The 19,278-nt window shown below is 47.9% G+C and carries 12 protein-coding genes and 1 pseudogene; 4 read left to right on the plus strand and 9 right to left on the minus strand.

Translation table 11 applies throughout. The features are described 5' to 3' along the window. Both ACLGGO_RS30540 and ACLGGO_RS30545 read right to left on the minus strand, forming a co-directional pair. A partial coding sequence (locus ACLGGO_RS30540; protein ID WP_446422119.1) for an nSTAND1 domain-containing NTPase occupies nucleotides 1-4,288 on the minus strand: 4,288 nt, incomplete at its 3' end. Between the two features lie 43 nt (nucleotides 4,289-4,331). Further along, a pseudogene (locus ACLGGO_RS30545) lies at nucleotides 4,332-4,997 on the minus strand (ATP-binding protein); the annotation flags it as partial. Nucleotides 4,998-5,264: 267 nt separating this feature from the next. Here ACLGGO_RS30545 and ACLGGO_RS30550 point away from each other — a divergent pair. Continuing rightward, the gene (locus ACLGGO_RS30550; protein WP_446360552.1) at nucleotides 5,265-5,483 is read left to right on the plus strand and encodes a hypothetical protein; all 219 of its coding nucleotides are present in this window, start codon (nucleotides 5,265-5,267) and stop codon (nucleotides 5,481-5,483) included. Nucleotides 5,484-5,543: 60 nt separating this feature from the next. Here ACLGGO_RS30550 and ACLGGO_RS30555 read toward each other — a convergent pair whose 3' ends face one another. The 5 genes from ACLGGO_RS30555 to ACLGGO_RS30575 form a co-directional block, all read right to left on the minus strand. Beyond that, nucleotides 5,544-6,455, minus strand: a complete 912-nt coding sequence (locus tag ACLGGO_RS30555; protein WP_446422120.1) for a ribonuclease D — start codon at nucleotides 6,453-6,455, stop codon at nucleotides 5,544-5,546. A gap of 170 nt (nucleotides 6,456-6,625) precedes the next feature. Continuing rightward, entirely contained in the window at nucleotides 6,626-8,032 is a 1,407-nt protein-coding gene (locus ACLGGO_RS30560) for a (Fe-S)-binding protein (protein WP_446422121.1), read from the minus strand. Nucleotides 8,033-8,221: 189 nt separating this feature from the next. After that, nucleotides 8,222-9,538 carry an FAD-binding oxidoreductase gene (locus ACLGGO_RS30565; protein ID WP_446422122.1) on the minus strand — a complete coding sequence of 439 codons (1,317 nt, stop codon included), beginning with the start codon at nucleotides 9,536-9,538 and terminating at the stop codon, nucleotides 8,222-8,224. Nucleotides 9,539-9,637: 99 nt separating this feature from the next. Then, nucleotides 9,638-10,924, minus strand: coding sequence for an RNA-guided endonuclease IscB (iscB, locus tag ACLGGO_RS30570; protein ID WP_446338083.1), 1,287 nt, complete (start codon nucleotides 10,922-10,924; stop codon nucleotides 9,638-9,640). A gap of 420 nt (nucleotides 10,925-11,344) precedes the next feature. Next, the gene (locus ACLGGO_RS30575) at nucleotides 11,345-11,773 is read right to left on the minus strand and encodes an NUDIX domain-containing protein (protein ID WP_446422123.1); all 429 of its coding nucleotides are present in this window, start codon (nucleotides 11,771-11,773) and stop codon (nucleotides 11,345-11,347) included. Nucleotides 11,774-12,291: 518 nt separating this feature from the next. Between ACLGGO_RS30575 and malQ the strand changes: the two genes are divergently transcribed. Then, a complete protein-coding gene (malQ, locus tag ACLGGO_RS30580; protein WP_446422124.1) occupies nucleotides 12,292-13,800 on the plus strand; it encodes a 4-alpha-glucanotransferase in 1,509 nt (502 codons plus the stop codon). A 2-nt stretch (nucleotides 13,801-13,802) separates the two neighbouring features. Here the strand turns inward: malQ and ACLGGO_RS30585 are convergent, their stop codons facing one another. Then, nucleotides 13,803-14,594, minus strand: coding sequence for a helix-turn-helix domain-containing protein (locus ACLGGO_RS30585; protein ID WP_446422125.1), 792 nt, complete (start codon nucleotides 14,592-14,594; stop codon nucleotides 13,803-13,805). A 42-nt stretch (nucleotides 14,595-14,636) separates the two neighbouring features. Beyond that, nucleotides 14,637-15,395 carry a pseudouridine synthase gene (locus ACLGGO_RS30590; RefSeq protein WP_446338087.1) on the minus strand — a complete coding sequence of 253 codons (759 nt, stop codon included), beginning with the start codon at nucleotides 15,393-15,395 and terminating at the stop codon, nucleotides 14,637-14,639. A 201-nt stretch (nucleotides 15,396-15,596) separates the two neighbouring features. On the opposite strand from ACLGGO_RS30590, the gene ACLGGO_RS30595 reads away from it, so the two are divergent. Further along, nucleotides 15,597-16,427, plus strand: coding sequence for an LmeA family phospholipid-binding protein (locus ACLGGO_RS30595; RefSeq protein WP_446422126.1), 831 nt, complete (start codon nucleotides 15,597-15,599; stop codon nucleotides 16,425-16,427). A gap of 177 nt (nucleotides 16,428-16,604) precedes the next feature. Beyond that, a complete protein-coding gene (gene gghA / locus ACLGGO_RS30600; protein WP_446422127.1) occupies nucleotides 16,605-19,073 on the plus strand; it encodes a glucosylglycerol hydrolase in 2,469 nt (822 codons plus the stop codon). Nucleotides 19,074-19,278 lie beyond the last annotated feature (205 nt).

Genomic DNA, 19,278 nt, shown 5'->3' on the forward strand with positions numbered 1-19,278 from the left:
CGGTAACTATCCGCTGCCCATCCGGGCTAAAATTGGCGCTTCTGACAGTACTCTGATGCCCTTTAAGTTCGGTAATCTGGTTGCCCTGGATATCCCACACCCGGGCGGTTTTATCATCAGAGGCGGTAACTATCCGCTGCCCATCCGGGCTAAAATTGGCGCTTCTGACAGTACTCTGATGCCCTTTAAGTTCGGTAATCAGGTTGCCCTGGATATCCCACACCCGGGCGGTTTTATCCCAAGAGGCGGTAACTATCCGCTGCCCATCCGGGCTAAAATTGGCGCTGTAGACAGTACCCTGATGCCCGGTAAGTTCGGTAATCTGGTTGCCCTGGATATCCCACACCCGGGCGGTATTATCCTCAGAGGCAGTGACAATCCGCTGTCCATCGGGGCTAAAATTGGCGCTGTAGACAGTACCCTGATGCCCGGTAAGTTCGGTAATCTGGTTGCCTTGGATATCCCACAACCGGGCGGTTTTATCCCAAGAGGCGGTAACTATCTGCTGCCCATCGGGGCTGAAATTGGCGCTGGTGACAGTATCCAGATACCCCTTAAGTTGGGTAATCAGGTTGCCCTGGATATCCCACACCCGGGCGGTTGTATCCCTAGAGGCGGTGACAATCCGCTGCCCATCGGGGCTAAAGTTGGCGCTGTAGACAGTACTCTGATGCCCTTTAAGTTGGGTAATCTGGTTGCCTTGGATATCCCACACCCGGGCGGTTTTATCATCAGAGGCGGTGACTATCCGCTGCCCATCGGGGCTAAAATTGACGCTGGTGACACCACCCTGATGCCCGTTCAGGTGAACTCGCTCCTGGATATTATTTTGAATCGTTTGCAACGCCAGGAGAGGGCTAGTGGCGGGATAGTCTTTCAGGGGGCGATTTTTAACGATTTTCTGTAAATCTTGTCCCGCTTCCATGGCAGAAATTAGGGCATTGAGCGGTTGATATTCAAATTCTTTGATAGCATTCGTCCCCTCTCGTTCCAGTCGGTTTCCCTCCTGGGCTTCTTTCTGAGCGATTTGCGCGGCTTCCTGGGCGGCTTTAGCTGCTTGTTGCGCCGCTTCAGCGTCTTGCAGGCGAGTTTCGGCTAATTGCACTTTTTCCTGTAATTGGGCTTGTTCCCGTCGTGCCTTTTCTACATTCTTCCGGGCAGTTTCAGCGGCTTGATTGGCGGCTTCATATTGCTGCTGTGCCTGATTTACTTTCGCTTGGGCGGTTTTCAGGTTTTGATTGGCGGCTTGCATTTGTTGCTGTGCCAGTTGCACCTGTTTCTGTGCCGCTTGGCGTTTGGCTTCTGCCTGTTTCTGTTTGGCTTCGGCGGCTTGGGTTTTGGTTTGAGCCTTTTCTAACTGGGTTTGAACTGTACCTAACTGCGTCTGGGCTTGTTTAACTTGTGTCTCTGCCTGATTTGCTTTCGTTTCGGCTTGTTTACTTTTCGTTTCAGCTTGCTTAATTTTGTTTTCGGCGGCGCTAACCTGATACTTCGCATCACCCACGGTGTATGTTGCCCATCCGCTCACGGATACGACAATCACCCCCGCCATGACTCCGGTTAAGGCTAATCCTGCCAAGGCGCGGCGTACTTGGCGATTGAGTCGCACTCTCGCCTGTTCGGTGCGTTCTAATTCTGCCTGGGTTAACTGACGCTGTGCTTCTGCTTGTCGGCGCTGTTTCCGTTCCTTCTCCAATTCAGCGATTAGTTCTTGTAATCGCGGTTCCTGCTGCTGGCGAATAAACGCGGCGAAATAATCATGAACTAACTGATACCGCTGTTCAGGATTTTCCGGTAATAGTAAGACTAAGCCAGATTTGACGAATATTTGTAACACCAAATCCAAGGAAGCACCAGTGGTAGGGTGGGCAATGCCCACCATCCCCTCCTCGTGTCGGGGAGGAGAAGTCTGAACCTCATCCGATTCTCCCATCTCCGCCCTCACATTCACCGCCAACGCCTGCAAATCCCGCTCAATTTCCGCCCGCGTTTTCAGGGGGCGAGTTCCCTTTTCATCCGTCAACAAATACAGCACCAACTCCGCCGCCTGCTGATTCTCTTCCCCACAATCTGCCACGACTTCATCTAAATAGCGCCGCACTAACACTTCCTTCGCCTGTTCCCCATACTGGCGATATTCGGCTAATCGGGTAATCTTCTCGGTTTGCAGTTGCGCCCCCACCACCTGCAATTCAATCGGGCGCACTTCCCCCACATCCCCGGCTAAATCCTGCACCAATGCTTCAATTAATGCCGCTTCTAGATGAAAACTCGACCGTTCCGTCAGCCGTTGAATGATTGATTGAGTATCGGCTGCGGAAAAATTCCCTAACCGATAGAGGATATTGCGACTGAGAATATCATTACCAATCACCTTCATACTGTCCAGGTAATTGCACTCTAATAAATAGTGCAAATAATCCTCCCGCAGGGAGAGAACCACTTTGACAGGGGAAATCTTCAGACATTGCCCGATAAACTCAAAAAAGCGCCGTCGTTCCCTGGCGTCGGGATAGACAAAGAAAAATTCTTCAAATTGGTCAAAAATCAGCACCGTCCGCAGATTCAACCGTTCTGTGTGTTGTAGGTATGGGATTGGGGATTGGGAAATTTCTCCCCCATCTTCTTCATGGGGATTGGGCGAAGCATTTGCGTTGGGATTTTGGCATAAAACCGAGACATCTGGGCGCAAATGCTTCGCCCCTACGAATTCCCCTACGAATGATGCGTCTGCTTCCCTATCTGCCAACGCCTCTGCCAATAACTGTGTCAATTCCTCTTGCCAATGGGAATACACCCGCATCGTTATCGGTAACGTATCTGACGTACCCATCACCTTCTGCTTCAAGGCTGGCACTAATCCCCCCTGCACCAGGGAACTTTTGCCTACGCCAGATTGCCCATGAATCACAATTAACTTACAGTCATTCCGCCCAATCCGCTCAATTAACCGTTCCACATCCAACTGACGCCCTGATGCGGCAATTTCGGGGGCAATCATCTCCCCAACTCCTGGCTGAGAATAGGCTGGACTTCCCGCCGTCGGTGCTAGCTTTGCCTCCCGTTGCGGCTGTATCCACGCCGCGCCGACAAATGCCCGTAAGCCATACTGCTGTTCTATCGATTGTCGGTTCAGTTTAATCTCAAAAGCCTGAACATAGCGCCGTTGCTGAAAATAACTCTGCTGCAACTGACTAAGAATGTCCAGATAAAGGGATGTGTTATACTCCGGACTACCTACGATTTGGGCGCGTTCTAAGTTCTCAATCGCCGCTTGGGGTTGATTTAGCTGAGAATACGCCTGTGCCAATGTGAACCGATACTGACTCTCGGCGTATGCCATCTGCCAGGGGGTGTCAGTCTCCCTTGAACTTACCGCTAAACAATCCAAAGCCTGCTGCGCCAAGTCCTGCGCCTTCTGCCAGTTGGCTTGTGCCAGGGCGACTTGGGCTAATAAGCCATAATCTTCGGCTAATTTATTGGACAGATTGGCTTTTTTGTGGTATGCAACTGCTTGTTCTGTCCGCCGTTGTAATTCCTGCCACTCCCCCAACCGTTTCAGAATCTGCCCTAAACTAGAGAGGGAATTGGCGACTAAATCGGGACGTTGGGCGGCTTCAAAGACAGCGAAACATTGCTGTACATACTGCCGCGCGGCTTGCCAATCGGGATGTTCTATCTCATCGATGGACGCGGCTTTTAAGGAATAGCCTATTGCCAATTCCTGCAACAGTTTCCCCTGGCGTTCTACCTGATTACAGTCTTGCCAAAGGGCGGCACTATTTTGATAATGAATTAACGCCCGGTCTAAATTTCGGTTAACTGGATGACCCGCCTGAATCGCACCGCGTAAGGTTTCCACGGTAGCGGCTAATTCTGGATTCCCTTGATAATCTGCCTCTGGCAATTCCTGCGTCGCTTGGTGAATTTCCCGACATTGGTCTAAACTTAGGCGTAAACTCCCGGCAAAAAACTTATCGACATTTTCCTTTAAAACCGCAATTAATTCCTGCCTAGGCATCAAAAAATGGGAACTAATCCCCCAACTTTCAAAATCTGGGGCATAAGTCAAGAAATCCTTTAATCCTTGGTCATTAATCCACAGTACCAAGGGAAAGGAAAAATGCTTACGAAACTCCTCCCGCACCTGATTGGTAGCACTCAAAAGCTGTCGGCTATTTCCCACCGCCTCCAACCCCAGTACCATCGCCGCGTCGGGTTTCTCGTCGCCTAATTCCGCCTGGATGCGGGCATAGAGTGTCCGTTCTGATGCCTTAATTTCTACCACCCGTATCTGTACAGAAGTTAAAGCCTGTAGCTCTTGGATGAGACGCGATCGCAGGTTCGATTAATTTCTGATTTATCGCATCCACAAGCTGATTTTTCTGTAGTCCAAGATACCGATTTAGTCGTTCTCGCAGTCTCGCATCACTTTTGGTGCGGGTGGTAATTTCGCCAATGCCAAAATAGAGGGAAAACTTATCGGCGTCTGACGCCATCCCTACATCCCCCAGAGAGTCCCCCAGTAGCTTCAGTCCCGGAATCTTCAACTTTATCCCTGTCACCTCAGAGTTTAACACCTCCAATGCCCCAGCCAGAAACTCTTTCAGCTTCCGGGGTTCAACCAGGGCAATATGGGTTAAACTTTGACTAACCTGGCGTGCGATCGCAAGAAGCACTTCCCCAATATCAACATCCGCCATTTCCAAGTCTTGGGAGGACTCAAAATACACCAGATGGAAACCCTCTTGTTCCAATTCCAGCTTGAGTCGCAATAACTCGGTGGACTTCCCACAGCCAATATGTCCGGTAAATAGGGAACAGGTGGGACTATCGGGCGAGAAGAAGGTAATATTACCCTTAAGCTCCTCAATAATCTTACCGCCGCGTACTTCCGAGAAATCGATATAAAGCTTCTGATCCTCTGGGTCTTGAGCAAGCAGAGGCTTCCCCGGATCAGTCGCCTTATAAAAATGGCGTAATAATTCGATGGTCATCGTTTTTAGCCCAAGTCAGGTCAGCCAGGGTCGTCAACGATAGTATAAGCTGCTTCTTGCGCGATCGCTTTAGCGTTTGAACACAACCGGGTATTCGTTTCTAGAACATCGGTTCAGTCGTCGAACCCTCAGCCACAAAATTTTTGTGCTTGTTACAATTATTTACTCAAAAATTTAGGCTTTGTTCCCCATTTTTAGAGACAAAATCTAAATTTTTGATTAAGATCTTGGTGTAACTTAAGAATATTTTTAGATTTCGGTAATTTTATGATAGTAGCAGAAAAAATACAATGGCGGTATGTCAGCCACAGCTCATCTCATTTAGCCTTATTATTTGCCGAAACCATGCAAACGGGACAAATTAGCTTTTCGGAGTGGTATGAGTTAATGACAGCGCCGTTAGAAGATGCATTGAGTCCTGAGGCTGAAGATGCTATTACCCGTTTAATTTATGGGGTACGCCACGGATTGATCCGAGTCCTCTAGTACCGCTACCTAGAAACTCATGTACCAGACGTGCTTTTGCAGCGTCTATAAACATGGCAATCAAAATGGCAAGTCTTCATCCTCCGGTGGAGTAATCGAGAGTCGCCAAATCTTATTATTCTCTTCTTCTACAGGTAATTCCTCCATGACCTCCCCTAACTTCTCTTGTAGAGATTTAGTCAATTGCACCGATAAATCTAACTCAATACCCAGTTTTTGGGTCACTTGTGCCAATTGATGAAAGGCTACTTTTTTGCTGGTGCGATTTTGACTGGATAAGCGAAAGCCATTGACGTTTTGCACCTTTTGCGCCTGCATCGCCGCTTTCAGCCGTTCCTTAATTTGTTGAATTTCCGTATCCAGTTGCTTCCAGCGATGCTCGATTTGTCGATATCGTAGGGTTAGGGCTTCAATATCTTCCGTGGCGGGGTCAGGTTGAGCCAGCTCTAACAAATGACGGTGAACCTGAGCCATATAGACGACATCCTTAGCCGCGTAATCGAGTTGGCGGGGTGAGAGGGGACGTTTCCTCCAGTCGCCTGTTTGTTCCGTTTTATCCACATGGGGACATATCCCAAAATATTCAGTTAAAGTTTTAAGCTGATAATTGGGGACAGGGAGGCGATAGTAGGGAATCGTTTTCGCCAGTTCTAGGGTACAGGTGACATTTTTTGCCTTGCGTTTACCCAAAAATTTCCGGTCATAGCTGGCGTTGTGAAAGACTTTCTCTATCGCCGGATTGTACATAATTTTAGCTATAAACTCATCGGCGAGTTCTGGCTGGTATAGCACATCGAGAATCGAGACACACTCACCCGTGAACTCATTCCCATCCGCCAAGACTTGAATTAAAGACAATTGGGGCGTATCGGTTTTGTAGTCAGCGACTTCCGTATCTAACCATAGGATAGAGGCTTGAGTGCAGCTTGCGATCGCACGGTCAATATCTTGGGTTTGAGTGAGGTATGGCATTAATGACATCCTGCTACAGCATTGTAGAAAATGCTGTATACCATCCTACACGCTAATGCTCCCCCAGCTCCCAGACGTGCCATGGCACGTCTGGAACAACCCCTGCTTTTAGCGCTTAAGTTGACACCAATGACGTCGGTGCGCCCCTACTTCGATTCCCGTTTCCCCCATCACCTATCACCAATTTCCAACTTTTCCCCCCGAATGGAATAATCCAACAACTCCATCGGATGCATCAAAAGCATCTCCTTCTCCTGCAAGTTTAAATGCTTCTTAATTTGCAGCGAACACCCCGGATTCGATGACGCAATTAACTCCGCCCCAGTATTCAACAAATTCTCAACCTTTTGCTGTCCCAACTCATCGGCTACTTCTGGTTGCAGCATATTATAAACCCCCGCACTACCACAACACAGCGCCGCATCGATGGGTTCGCGTAATGTTACCCCCGGAATTTTCCGCAATAACTGACGCGGTTGTAGGGAAATCTTTTGCCCATGTAACAAATGACAAGCATCCTGATACACCATTGTCAAAGGCTTATCTGTCAGAGGTGACAATTTAGCCGTCAACCCTACCTCAGCTAAAAATTGCTGCACGTCTCTCACCTTCCCCGCAAAGTCTTGCGCCTTCTGGCAATAAGCTGGATCATCTTCTAAAATATGCCCATATTCCTTCAACGTATGACCACAGCCTGCGGCATTTATAATCACATAATCAACACCCGTCCCCTCAAAACTATCAATCATCTGTCGCGCCAAGGCTTTAGCTTGTTCTGTTTGTCCCTGATGTTCGGGTAATGCGGCACAACACCCTTGAGTTTTGGGAATCACAACGTCACAACCATTCGCCGTTAATACCCGCACCGTCGCTTCATTAACCGGAGAGAAAAATAGCCGCTGTACACAACCCAAAATCACACCAACTCGATACCGCGTTTCCCCTTGCGCTGGAATCACATCAGGGAAGTTATCCTGAAAGGACTTTAAAGTAATTTGCGGTAAAATTGAATCCATTGCCGCTAAACGGGGGAATATCTGCTTTAGCAACCCCGTAGACTGGACTAGCTTCTGTAAACCCAATTTTTGATACAGATAAAGTGGCGCCAGGAAGGGGCGCAGGCGTCTCGGATAAGGAAACAGATTAAAGATTAGCGCTCTAATCATCCGATCAGATAAACTCCGAGGCTGATTTCGTTCTACCTGATGCCGTGTCGCTGAAATTAACTTATCATACTGTACCCCAGAGGGACAGGTAGTCACACAAGCCAAACAGCCTAAACAGGAATCAAAATGTTGCGTCGTCGCCTCTGCTAATGGTGCTTCACCGTTGTTAATCGCATCCATCAAATAAATCCGTCCCCTCGGCGAATCCATTTCTTTGCCAATCACTCGGTAACTGGGGCAAGTAGAGAGGCAAAATCCGCAGTGAACACAAGTATCGATTAAGGCTTGTTTAGGCGGATTTTTGGCATCAAAACCAGGGGATTGAGATTCATTTTGTTCCGTTTCTAACGGTGTAGTTTCTGCGCTTTCTTTAACAGAATCTGGTGTGGGAAATTTAAAGTCCGTTTGCATATTTTTTTAGGTAGATGTACAAAACTAATAGCTAATATTGAATGTTCCAGACGTGCCATGGTCGGTCTGGGCGGGTTTAGTCACATCCGGGTGCAAAAGAAAAGATAATAGTGAAACCCGCCCTTACATTCGTAAAAATCAGGTTCTATCGAAGGTTGTGAAGGGTCAAATCTGCTCCTGTGCCTTCTTTCAAATATCTCCCACAAATCGATTAGGACTTAAAATAGTTTTCGGATCAAACTTCTGTTTAATTTGGCGCATAATATCTAAAGCGTTGCCACTGTATCCCCAAACATCAAGCTGTTGCTTCAAACTAATTGGAGCCTCTAGTACCGTCAAAAAACCGCTGTGGGATTGGCAATGCTCTCGCATCTTTAAAATTGTCTCTGGTTTCACCGTTTCAGGTTTAAGCCGCAATTTTCCTAAGCCGCTGCCAACATGGATCAGCCCCAATCCCGTTCCAGAGGTTAGGGTATCGAGTACAGTTAAAGTCATTACTGCCGCCGTTGGTACTACTCCTATTTTGCAAGTAATCGCGGTGGATTGGGGCATTCCCCAGATTTGTTCTGGCAATGATTGCCATAGATGAGCTTCATCATTATCCTGATAAAGTGTGCCTGGTAATCCCAACTGCTGCCCAACCTCTAGCAAACGGGAGGACTGTTCCTGTACACTTTCAGTAACGCTTTGGAAGCGAACCATCAAGCCCATCCCTTGACCGATACCTAATTGTTTCACCAATTCAGGCGAGAGTAAGTCGGCGGCTGTAGGCGTTAGGGCGGACGCGAGTAGGGTTTTGGTAGTTGATGCGATCGCGTCAGCGTCTCCCGCCAGCACGAGTGTCCCTGATGCTTCTTGTACCGGATACAAGCGAAACGTCACTTCTGTTAAAATTCCTAGGGTGCCATACGCCCCCGTAAACAGTTTCATCAAGTCATAACCTGCCACATTTTTCACCACTCGTCCCCCGGCTTTGGCGAGTTGTCCATCACTGCGGACAAAGGAAACCCCCAAGAGCATATCCCGAACCCCACCATAGCGTTGTCGCCATGAGCCACTATCAGCGGTTGAAATAATTCCACCCAGGGTGGCGGCTTCCGGGTAGGCGGGTTCTAGAGGCAAAAATTGATTGGTTTTCAGCAGTATTGGCTGTAAATCTGCTAACTTCACACCCGTTTGCGCTGTTACTGTTAAGTCACCCACCGCATGATCAATCACCTGATTCAGGTTTTGGGTACTAATCACCAGGTCAATCGGTTTACCTACACCCGCCCACGCCAATTTGCTACCGTTCCCACAGGGGAGAACCCGCCAGTTATTGGTGTTGGCGCATTCGATCACCTGACAAAGCTGTTGGACAGTGCTAGGACATACTAGAGTGCTAGTAAGGGTTTCCCCGCCGTAAGCCTTCTGGATTCGCTCTTGCCATATCGGGGGTAGATTATCCCCCTGGTAGATGCCAGAGTCGCCCACAATAGGTGTTAGAGTTTGTGCGATCGCATTCATCTTTCTTCCCCCGTGGAAACCCCCGTTATACCCTTCAGGTTAACTGCGGGAGGAAACGGGGGATATTTTATGGGGGTCAATCCCCCTAAAATATCCAAATCACTGTATGTATGAATATCCATCTTTTTTGTGAATATGTTTGCAGTATCTGTGACTGATGCCCTGAACCAGTCCATCAGGTGTTGAGATATTGAAACTTCCAGTGGCACGAGTGGCTACTCGACCAACGTAAGTCCCAACCTTTTTCCCAGAAGTGACAATCGCTTTAACGATGTCACCTGTCTGAAAGCCTTTGTGGAATTTTGTTCTGTTGCAATAACGAATCGGGAATCCAAATTTGTTGGTGCGGCATTGCTGACGGGTTCCGTGACCTTTGGCAGCAATTAGCAACGGATTAACACCTGATGTGATTAACTGCTCTGGGGTTGATGCCCCTACACAAGCAGCATCCCAATAGTGGGTTTTGTCCAGTCCTCGAATGGTTCTGTTGTATTTGGTGCGACCACCAGTACCAACCTCAACAGGTAAGCCCGTTTTCTTGAGGTTTTCGTACAGATTCCATCGGGTTGCATTAACCGCCGCCGTATCAGCTAGAGGTCTTTTAGCTTGTGCCAAAATTCCTTTAAGCCGGTCAGGTTTGCCTTTGAGGAAGTCCCTGATATCCTGGTTGCCCTTTTTCTGATTGCAGGGTGTACAGGCTAAACACAGGTTGCTGATACGGTTAGAACCTCCTTTTGAGCGAGGCTGAATATGCTCTATTTCCAGCTTGGTGTCTTTTGCCCCGCAGTAGGCACAGGTTCTATTCCATTTTTCGAGTAAGAACTCACGGATTTCGTAACCGAAGAGTGTACCTTGCTGGTAGCCAATTCCGCTAATTTCAGCATCCTGCATCTGCTGAGTATCAAACCTGACCAGTTCTTCAGAGATGGTGGTAATTTGACACAGTGATGATAGGCGCTTGACCCAAGTCAGGATGTTGGCAGCACGACTACTTAAAGATGGTGGCAACCAACCTTTTAGACGGGTGCGGTTAAGGAAACGAGGTTTACGATAACGGGTTTTGCGGTTACGGCGTGAGCGTCGTAACTGACGACGTGAAGTCAAAGACTCCCGAATTTGAAACCCACGATGCTGCAACTCGGCTACCCAAACCACTTCGCCTGTAGTGTCGTTGACTAATGCTAGTCCAGTAGTTTTCGCTCCGGGGTCGATTTTGACTCGGAGTGGTTCAATTTTGGGGTTTGACACCTCCTGTTTAAGTATCAAAGTAAAGGGGTAGTGTCGGAAAACCCCAGCTTTCCCCTGAGACAACAGTATTCTTGCCCTTCCTGGATGGATGGGATTGAGAGGCTGTTTGTTGGTGTCTAAGACAAAAACTTTACTCACGAGTGAGTCTCCTTGCGGGTAATGTTAGCCTTGGCAATGTTACGAAAGCTTGTTGGGTTTACGACACTGACTTCGACCCGATATGTCTGTTTAATCGCAAACGATAGAGCTAAAAACTGGCTACGCATTCTTAGGTATCTTGATTTTCGTAACGTAGTGAATTAACACTCAGCCTGGTAAACTCTGGGCTTTTTTAAAAGCCCCCACCATAGCTGTACTCAGCTTGGTGGCGGGTAGTTTACACTAATGTTTGTAGTTGCGCTGTCTTCGCCATAAGCATTTCTTGTGGGCAATGCCCACCCTACTCCTGCTTCCCCTGCTTCCCTAGAAGGGCGGGTTTATTTAAGTTATCAGTTGTTGCCATAAGTTATCTGTAAAACCCGCCCCTACATTCCCTGCTTCCCCTGCTTCATCCTTCAATCAATGATGAGGACGCACCCCATAATGGCGGTAACGTCGGTAATCCCGCAAAATCTGGTCATGATCGAAGCAAAGATTCGAGGGAATATCCCATAAATTGAAAATATCCAGATTTTTGGCATCATCAGCGGCTTGGGGTTCGCCCGTGGCGGTAGCGAGAAACACAATACTGAGGGTATGCTTACGTGGATCGCGATCAGGCGCCGAATAGACGTGAAACTGCTCAATTAACTCAACCTGTAAGCCAATCTCTTCTTTGGCTTCTCGAACCGCCGCTGTTTCCACCGATTCCCCATAATCGACAAAGCCACCAGGAATTGCCCAGCCGAGGGGTGGGTTTTGGCGTTCGATGAGAATAATTGGTCGGGAGGGTCGATCTATGAGTTCGACAATGATATCGACTGTGGGAAAGGGATTTCGGTAAGTCACAAGTCAAGTTTATGTAACGGGTAGCGATCGCGGTGGTTGACACTCCTCAGCCTAAAGGCATGAGGATTCTTCTTTCATCGAGCGCTCTTACTATGAAACAGGGGTTCTATTTCATACCAGAGGAGGATCTCTCCAGAAGCGTTTTGCTCCATTGCAGAAGCTAGTTACGATATGCCCTACCGTACTATTGAAAACAAGAAAAAATGTGTTTTCTGGTACTTGGGGCTTAGACTTTTTACCTGTACAAGCATTCCTGTACAGAACCCGAATAGCCTAGTTTTCAAGGTGCGATGCCTCTCGGCTCTGGGTTTTTATAGAGGTTAAACACCCTTTCCTCGAAGTTAATTTTAACACAAAGTCGTCCTAGAAGAACGAGGCTTTAGACCCAATTTTCCGGTAAGTTATTTTCAGAATACCTCTATTGGCAGACTCAAATCTACCACGAAGGCTCTTTTTTAACGCCTGCCTAGCGTGCTAATGTCGATAGGACTTGTTTTGCTGTACTATGGTCTATTTCTATGCAGATTCCTAGATCGAGTGGTATTTTGCTACATCCCACTTGCTTCCCCAGTCCTTATGGAATTGGTGACTTAGGGTCACAGGCTTACCAATTTATTGATTTTTTGGCGGGTAGTGATCAGCGATTTTGGCAGATCTTGCCCGTTGGACCCACGGGGTTCGGTAACTCGCCCTATATGTCTTACTCAGCCATGGCGGGAAATCCGATGCTGATTAGCCCAGAACAACTCCAAATGAAGGGGCTACTAACGGATGAAGATCTCGCTCATCTGCCCGAGTTTACCCCGGATTCTATCGATTTTGAGCGAGTCGCTTCCCTGAAAAAATCGCTACTGCTCAAAGCCTGCGATCGCTTTAAGCGGGAAGTGTCATCGGAACAACAGGATGAATTTGATAAATTTTGTCAGCGTCACGCCTACTGGTTAGATGATTATGCCTTATTTATGGCACTCCACAACACCTTTGACGATGCCAGTTGGCATTTGTGGGAGCCAGACATTGCCAAAGCCGAACCGGAGGCGGTGAAGAAGTGGCGAGAACGGTTAAGTGATCGCATTTATTACCAAAAGTACCTCCAGTTTGAATTTTTCCGCCAGTGGTCGTGGTTGAAGCAGTATGCCAATGACCGCAATATCCAGATCATTGGGGATATCCCGATTTATGTCGCCCATAATAGCGCCGATGTCTGGTCAAACCGAGAACTGTTTGCCATTGATGAGGAAACGGGCGAAGCCTCTCTAATGGCGGGTGTTCCCCCCGACTATTTCAGTGAAACGGGTCAATTGTGGGGGAACCCGATTTACGAGTGGGAACTGATGGAAAAAAATAACTATCAGTGGTGGATCAAGCGTCTGAAGATGATGTTTGAGTACGTCGATGTGCTGCGAATTGATCATTTTCGCGGATTTGAAGCCTATTGGGAGGTGTCCCAAGGTGAAGAAACTGCCATGAATGGGCGCTGGGTCAAAGGACCTGGAGCTAAATTTTTCAAAGTTCTCAAGCGAGAATTAGAAGGGTTGCCGATTATTGCTGAAGATCTAGGCTTGATTACGCCAGAAGTTGAAGCATTGCGGGATCAATTTGGGTTTCCGGGGATGAAGATTTTGCATTTTGCCTTTAGTGGAGAGCCAGATAATTTTTACTTACCCTTTAATTTGGAGCGAAACTGTCTGATTTATACCGGGACTCATGATAATAACACGACAATCGGCTGGTTTAAACAGCTTGGTGACGATGAACAAGAAAATGTGATTCGTTACTTAGGGGAGTTAAGTTCCCAAGGCATCCATTGGGATTTAATCCGGTTAGCCTACAGCAGTGTCGCTAATCTCGCCATGATTCCCTTGCAAGATTTCTTGGGTTTGGGTGCAGATGCTCAGATGAACCGTCCCAGTACATCCGAGGGAAACTGGCAATGGCGCTATCGAGCCGAGGCATTAACCGAGCAACTGCGCGATCGCATCAAAACCCTGACTTATACTTATGGTCGGACACCTAATGGGTCTTGATGTCAAGAGCGAGGATTAGCCGCAAAGGTCATTTCCTCAACCGCACCGGGGGCGCCCATTTGTTTAGCACTTTGGTCATTAAACTCCACTAGGACGCCTCCGGCATTACCCGCCCGGACAATCAGTTGTTCATCCGCCACCCAAGTCCGCTGGGTTCCTTCGGGCAAGACGCCTTCAAATTCGGTTTTACCATCCACAACGACTCGAATCCAAGACTGAGCCTTCAGGGTGACACCCACCTGCACCGGTTTGCCATCTTGGCTAGCATGACTGACTTGCGCCGATTGGCTAGCATCGAGTGACTGTTTAGGTGGTATGGGTTGTGTATTTTTCGGTGTAGGGAACTGCTGGGCAGAAGGGATATTTTCAACTTCAATCACTTGGACTGCCGAGCGATTCAGAATGTACGATAAACCACTAACCGAACTAATCACCAACAGAATATAGAACAGGTAGAGATGAAGCGGTCGCAATTGAGCGGCGGGTAAATATTGCCAGCGGGGTTTCATCAACACGACACCCGCACCGGCTGGAAAAGCACGGGCAAATTCGGCGCCGTCGAGTTCCAGGGCTTCGGCAAATCGCCGGAGAAAGCCTTGAATGTAGACGGGTTCTGGCAACAGGTCAAGCCTGCCTTCTTCAATCGCCTGTAAAAGCCGTGCCTGAATCCGTGTTTGAGCTGCCACTTCCTCTAAGGTAATCGACTTCTCAAGCCGACACTGGCGCAGGCGGGCGCCTAGAACTTCTAGCTTCTCAACTTGTTCCTGCTGCAAATTCCTCGTATTCTCCTTCATACACGGTACTCCTTGATATCTGCTGGCACGTTTTAGTAGTGGTTAGTGAACTCGGTTGTGGAGGAAGCTAATTTCAAATTCTTCAAGATAACGGTAGTGCCCACTGAGCAGTATTGGTTCACCTGGTCGTTGTAATTGAATCGGACCAATTGCCGTGCGGTGCAGATGGATTACTGGATAGCCTAGCAGGTCAGCAACTCGACGAATTTGACGGTTTCTTCCTTCTGTCAAGACAATTTTAAGAAGTGTTTTTGACTGTTGCTGCTTAAGGACTCGAACTTGAGCAGGTAAAGTGGTTCTACCCGATAAGTCCACACCCTGACGCCAAGCTGAGAGGATTGATTCAGAGGGATGACCCTTGACCCAAACCTGGTATGTCTTGGGAACGTGATGGCGAGGATGAGTTAGTTCATTGGTGAGCGTTCCGTCATTGGTAAGAAGTAATGCTCCTGTAGAGTCCATGTCCAGCCGTCCCACTGGATGGATTCCCTGACCTTCTCTAATGGTTCTGGGGAGTAAATCAAGAACTGTTTTACGTTTCGGATTACACGCCCGATCATTGCGACAAGTAGAGATTATACCCACGGGTTTATTGAGCAAAAGATAAATGGCATGAGGACGATTACTCGGTTTGAGATGTTGACCATTAACTTCGATCAAATCCGTTTCCGGATTAGCTTTTTGTCCTAACTGCACCACAGTGCCATTTAGCCGAACTTGTCCGGCTATGATCATTTTCTCAGCTTGACGACGTGAGGCAATACCCCACTGCGAAAGAATTTTTTGTAATCTTTCCTCCATGGCTTGACTACCTGTGTAAGCTAGTGCGTCTAGACCCAGACTGTGCTGGTCAAGAGTCGATCTCCATCCCTATGGTAATTTTTCCAGCTCCGGCAGGGGTTTTGTTTGAACATCTCCTGCTTTAAGGTTGCTGGAGGGATACGTCTGCTCCTGGCACTGACCAGAATAGACTATGTACAAATATTACAAGAATGGGGATAATTGCAAGCATTCAGTTTTTTCACCCGCTCATTGCCCGGTTCGAGTTATACCACAGTTGTGTCAGAATACAGGATTGACCCGGAATTTTTGGCAATGGGCGTGAATAAATCACAAGCTGGAACAGACAAAGGCAGCCGGATGATCAGTACGGTGGTGTCACCTGCGGTACAGTTATGGCTGCGATCGCAGGTGGAGACCGTGGAGACACTGCACTTTAAGCTGATGGGTCGCGATCGCGAAATTCTTCGGGGACACATTCCCACGGTGTCTATTGCGGCTCGTCGTGCTGTCTATCAAGGATTACACCTGTCGCAGCTCCAGCTAGATGGTACCAATATTCGCTTCAATCTCACTCAGGTGTTTAAAGGCAAACCTCTACGCCTCCTAGAACCTTTACCAGTCGCGGGTCAACTCGTACTGCAAGAGAATGACCTGCAAGCGTCTCTGGGCGCTCCTTTATTATCAAATGCTTTAACGGATTTACTGAATACATTTATTAAATCTTATAATCGACCGGATCAGTATCCACCCCTGGGTGAGTCTAAAATGAACTGGCAGCAGATTACCCTTGATGGGGAGCGACTAACCCTCAAGGGAACACTGATGCACCATCCGACGAGAGAAACCTCCATTGTGATTAATGCGGGCATTCAACTGGCGACACCTCAACAACTGCGACTCCACCCCCTCCAGATTCAAATTAACGCTCAACAGCCTCCGATAACGTTAGAACATTTCACGATTGATTTAGGCTCAGAGGTTGATCTAAAAGAAATAACTCTAACTCCAGGACAATTAATTTGTCGCGGCTGTATCAAAATCATACCTTAATGGGTGGAGTCGATTTCATCCTTGAGAGTGTTGGGATCAACTGGAAAATTGTTTTACTCTCAAAGAAGCTATGGGGCTGTTAAACTTGACAGGAATTGCCGTACAGGTATATCGATCCCGAAAGTCAGGATTCAGTCACCCGTACAGCATTGGGTAGTGGTTGCGAGAAAAGTTATTGTGAAAGTTGATACTAAACCTTCCATCCGATTGGTTGAAGATGCCACCAAAGAACTAGTAGATTGGGCGGCGACTATTGAGCATTCAGACGCCACCTATTTTGAAAAAGCTCAAGTCATAGCCAAACGCTTGGGGGCGCATTACCGTCCCGATGGGTTAACCGAAATTGGCTTCTGGACACCCCGGTTATTAGCGCAGGTGATGCGGAAGATGGAAATCTATCTGGAAGTCTTAACCCCCCTTGCTCCGATTGATTGTCGGGCGGCTGAGCAAACCGTCACATTTCGCCGCGATCGCTTATTCTTACAACAAGAAGGTGAATACCATTGGGGTGTCGTCGCCGGGATGTGCCCCGGAAACCGGGAGCAAATGGGATCGTTTTACTGGCTGCGCTTTGTCGATCAGCAAGGGAAACTACAAGCGATTCGGGATACGATTCCCTATTCGATGCCCTACGGCGTGTTCGGACCGGCTGAACTGTATGACATAGCAAGTTTACAGCAACAACGAGCCGATCTCGATTACTTCAAAGCCACCAGTGTCCAGTCTGATCCCCTAGCCCTTCCTCGCGTCCCAGCACCTCGGAACATTTTACAGCTACATGTTGGCACAGCCTCTAAAGAGGGAACAGTTGAAGGGTTAACCCGTGTTTATCGCCAAATTGCTAGTAAATTAGCCGGACATCTCCCCTTAACCCCAGCCGAAGAAAACTATGTGGGTTATAATGCCATTCAGCTACTCCCCATGGAACCCACGATTGAGTATCGAGATGAATACAGTCCAGAAAGTGAATTTTTTGTCTGTACGGCTGAAGAGGGAGATGATCTGCAAATTAAACTGAGAAAACCCCATACCCAGGATTGGGGTTATGACGTACCAATTTTGGGATCGAGTGCTACAAATGCAGCGCTTTTGGGTAGCTTGCGTCCCGATGAATTGGTAGACTTTATCGCTACCCTGCATAATTTTCCCACAGGTCCGATTCAAATTATCTATGACCTCGTTTATGGTCATGCAGATAACCAATCGGAGTTACTCCTGCATCGCCAGTTTCTCAAAGGACCGAATATGTACGGTCAAGACTTAAACCACCAGTTACCCACAGTACGGGCGATCTTTTTGGAAATGCAGCGGCGTAAAATTAACACGGGAGCCGATGGGATTCGCATTGATGGGGGTCAGGATTTCCGCTTCTTTAATCCTTTGTCTGGACTGGTGGAATATGATGACGCCTATCTGCTGGCGATGAGTGATGTGGTTCAGGATATTGAGGGGCATCAACGACTATTATTCACCATTTTTGAAGATGGTCGTCCCTGGCCCGCTGAAGGGTGGGAAGAGATCTCGACCTATCGTGAATTAATTCATCTTAAACCAGACTCCTACCAATGGGGACCCCTGATTTTTGCCCATAACACCCCAGCCTTAGAAAAATTTTGGGATCGCAAATGGCGCCGGGTTTGTGAGGTGATCTTTGAAGGTGATCATTGGATCACCGGTTGTGGGAATCATGATACCGTGCGGCGAGGCAATCAAATCCCCCTAGAGGCTCCAATTAATTGGAATTTAGGCACTACGTTGCCAGAGGTGTTAAAAAATGCTTATGATAACCCGGCGGTAACGCTTTGGGTGTATGGGTTTAGTCCGGGGTTACCCATGGACTTTATCAATGCGACAATGCACGCCCCTTGGATGTTTTTCCGCAATACCGATGAACGCTATGGTGTCAAGGTGGTTTCTGAGGAAATTGGGTTCTTGGATTGGCAAGTGACGCCAGAACTCTATGAGACACCAGAGAGTTTTAGTCGGTTGAAGTCTTTGGGATTTAGCCAGCTAGAGGAATTGCGGGAGTTTGGCAGGGCGCTGCAAGTTGCCATGCTTGAAAAGGACTATAATCTAGCCGAAGTGGTTCAAGCTTGCCAGTTTTGTTTGGGAGAAAATACGGATCAGTGTGATATTGAGCCGCTCAAAAAGTTGAATAAACCAGAAATGGTGAGTTTCTTGAAAGGGTTAACCATTGAAAAGCTCAAGGCATTTGCTTTGATGTTTATGGAAGACTGTTATGAACTGTGTAATGTCTCCCACTATGAGGACAAGCTTGATCAAGCAAGAACTGAGTATAACCTTAACCTGCGTCGTTTCCGCCATGCTCATCCTTGGTTAGCTCACAATTTAGCCGGAATTGATCGATTCAATAAAATCTCTGATGAGGAACGGACGGTTTATTATGGGGTTCGCAGTAATCCTGATGATCATGAGGAACAAATCGCCATGGTAGCGCACATGGGTGGAGAACCGATGACGGTTACCGTGGGAGACTGGCTGCAATTGGATATGAGTGAATGGCAAGTCGCGATCGCGTCTCCGGGTTTGGATAGTGGCGATCCCTTGGCAGATTTGCGCTGCTTTGAGTTAGCTGATTCTCAAGCGGTGCTGTTAAAGCGAGTGGTTGACTTCTCCCCCGGTTGAAACGCGGGGGATTCTAAGAGGATACTGCGGGACGGGCTAAAGCCGCGTCATGAAAGTTTTATCTTCTTAGAGTTCCAGAGGAGAACTCTGGATGGCGCAGTCAAAAACGCCCTACTGACCTTGGCTAGATCAAGACCTAGCTGTATCTCTACTTTGCGGAGGATATTGGCAGCACCGTTAGCATCGGCGTTGACAAATTCTCCAT

The organism is Coleofasciculus sp., assembly GCF_046565525.1.
Classification (GTDB): Bacteria; Cyanobacteriota; Cyanobacteriia; order Cyanobacteriales; family Coleofasciculaceae; genus Coleofasciculus.

What these genes read in the sequence shown, in the direction of transcription:
- ACLGGO_RS30550 (WP_446360552.1), top strand. Translation starts at nt 5,265, where the DNA reads ATGATAGTAGCAGAAAAAATACAATGGCGGTATGTCAGCCACAGCTCA.
- ACLGGO_RS30555 (WP_446422120.1), bottom strand. Translation starts at nt 6,455, where the DNA reads ATGCCATACCTCACTCAAACCCAAGATATTGACCGTGCGATCGCAAGC.
- ACLGGO_RS30560 (WP_446422121.1), bottom strand. Translation starts at nt 8,032, where the DNA reads ATGCAAACGGACTTTAAATTTCCCACACCAGATTCTGTTAAAGAAAGC.
- ACLGGO_RS30565 (WP_446422122.1), bottom strand. Translation starts at nt 9,538, where the DNA reads ATGAATGCGATCGCACAAACTCTAACACCTATTGTGGGCGACTCTGGC.
- malQ (WP_446422124.1), top strand. Translation starts at nt 12,292, where the DNA reads ATGCAGATTCCTAGATCGAGTGGTATTTTGCTACATCCCACTTGCTTC.
- ACLGGO_RS30585 (WP_446422125.1), bottom strand. Translation starts at nt 14,594, where the DNA reads ATGAAGGAGAATACGAGGAATTTGCAGCAGGAACAAGTTGAGAAGCTA.
- ACLGGO_RS30590 (WP_446338087.1), bottom strand. Translation starts at nt 15,395, where the DNA reads ATGGAGGAAAGATTACAAAAAATTCTTTCGCAGTGGGGTATTGCCTCA.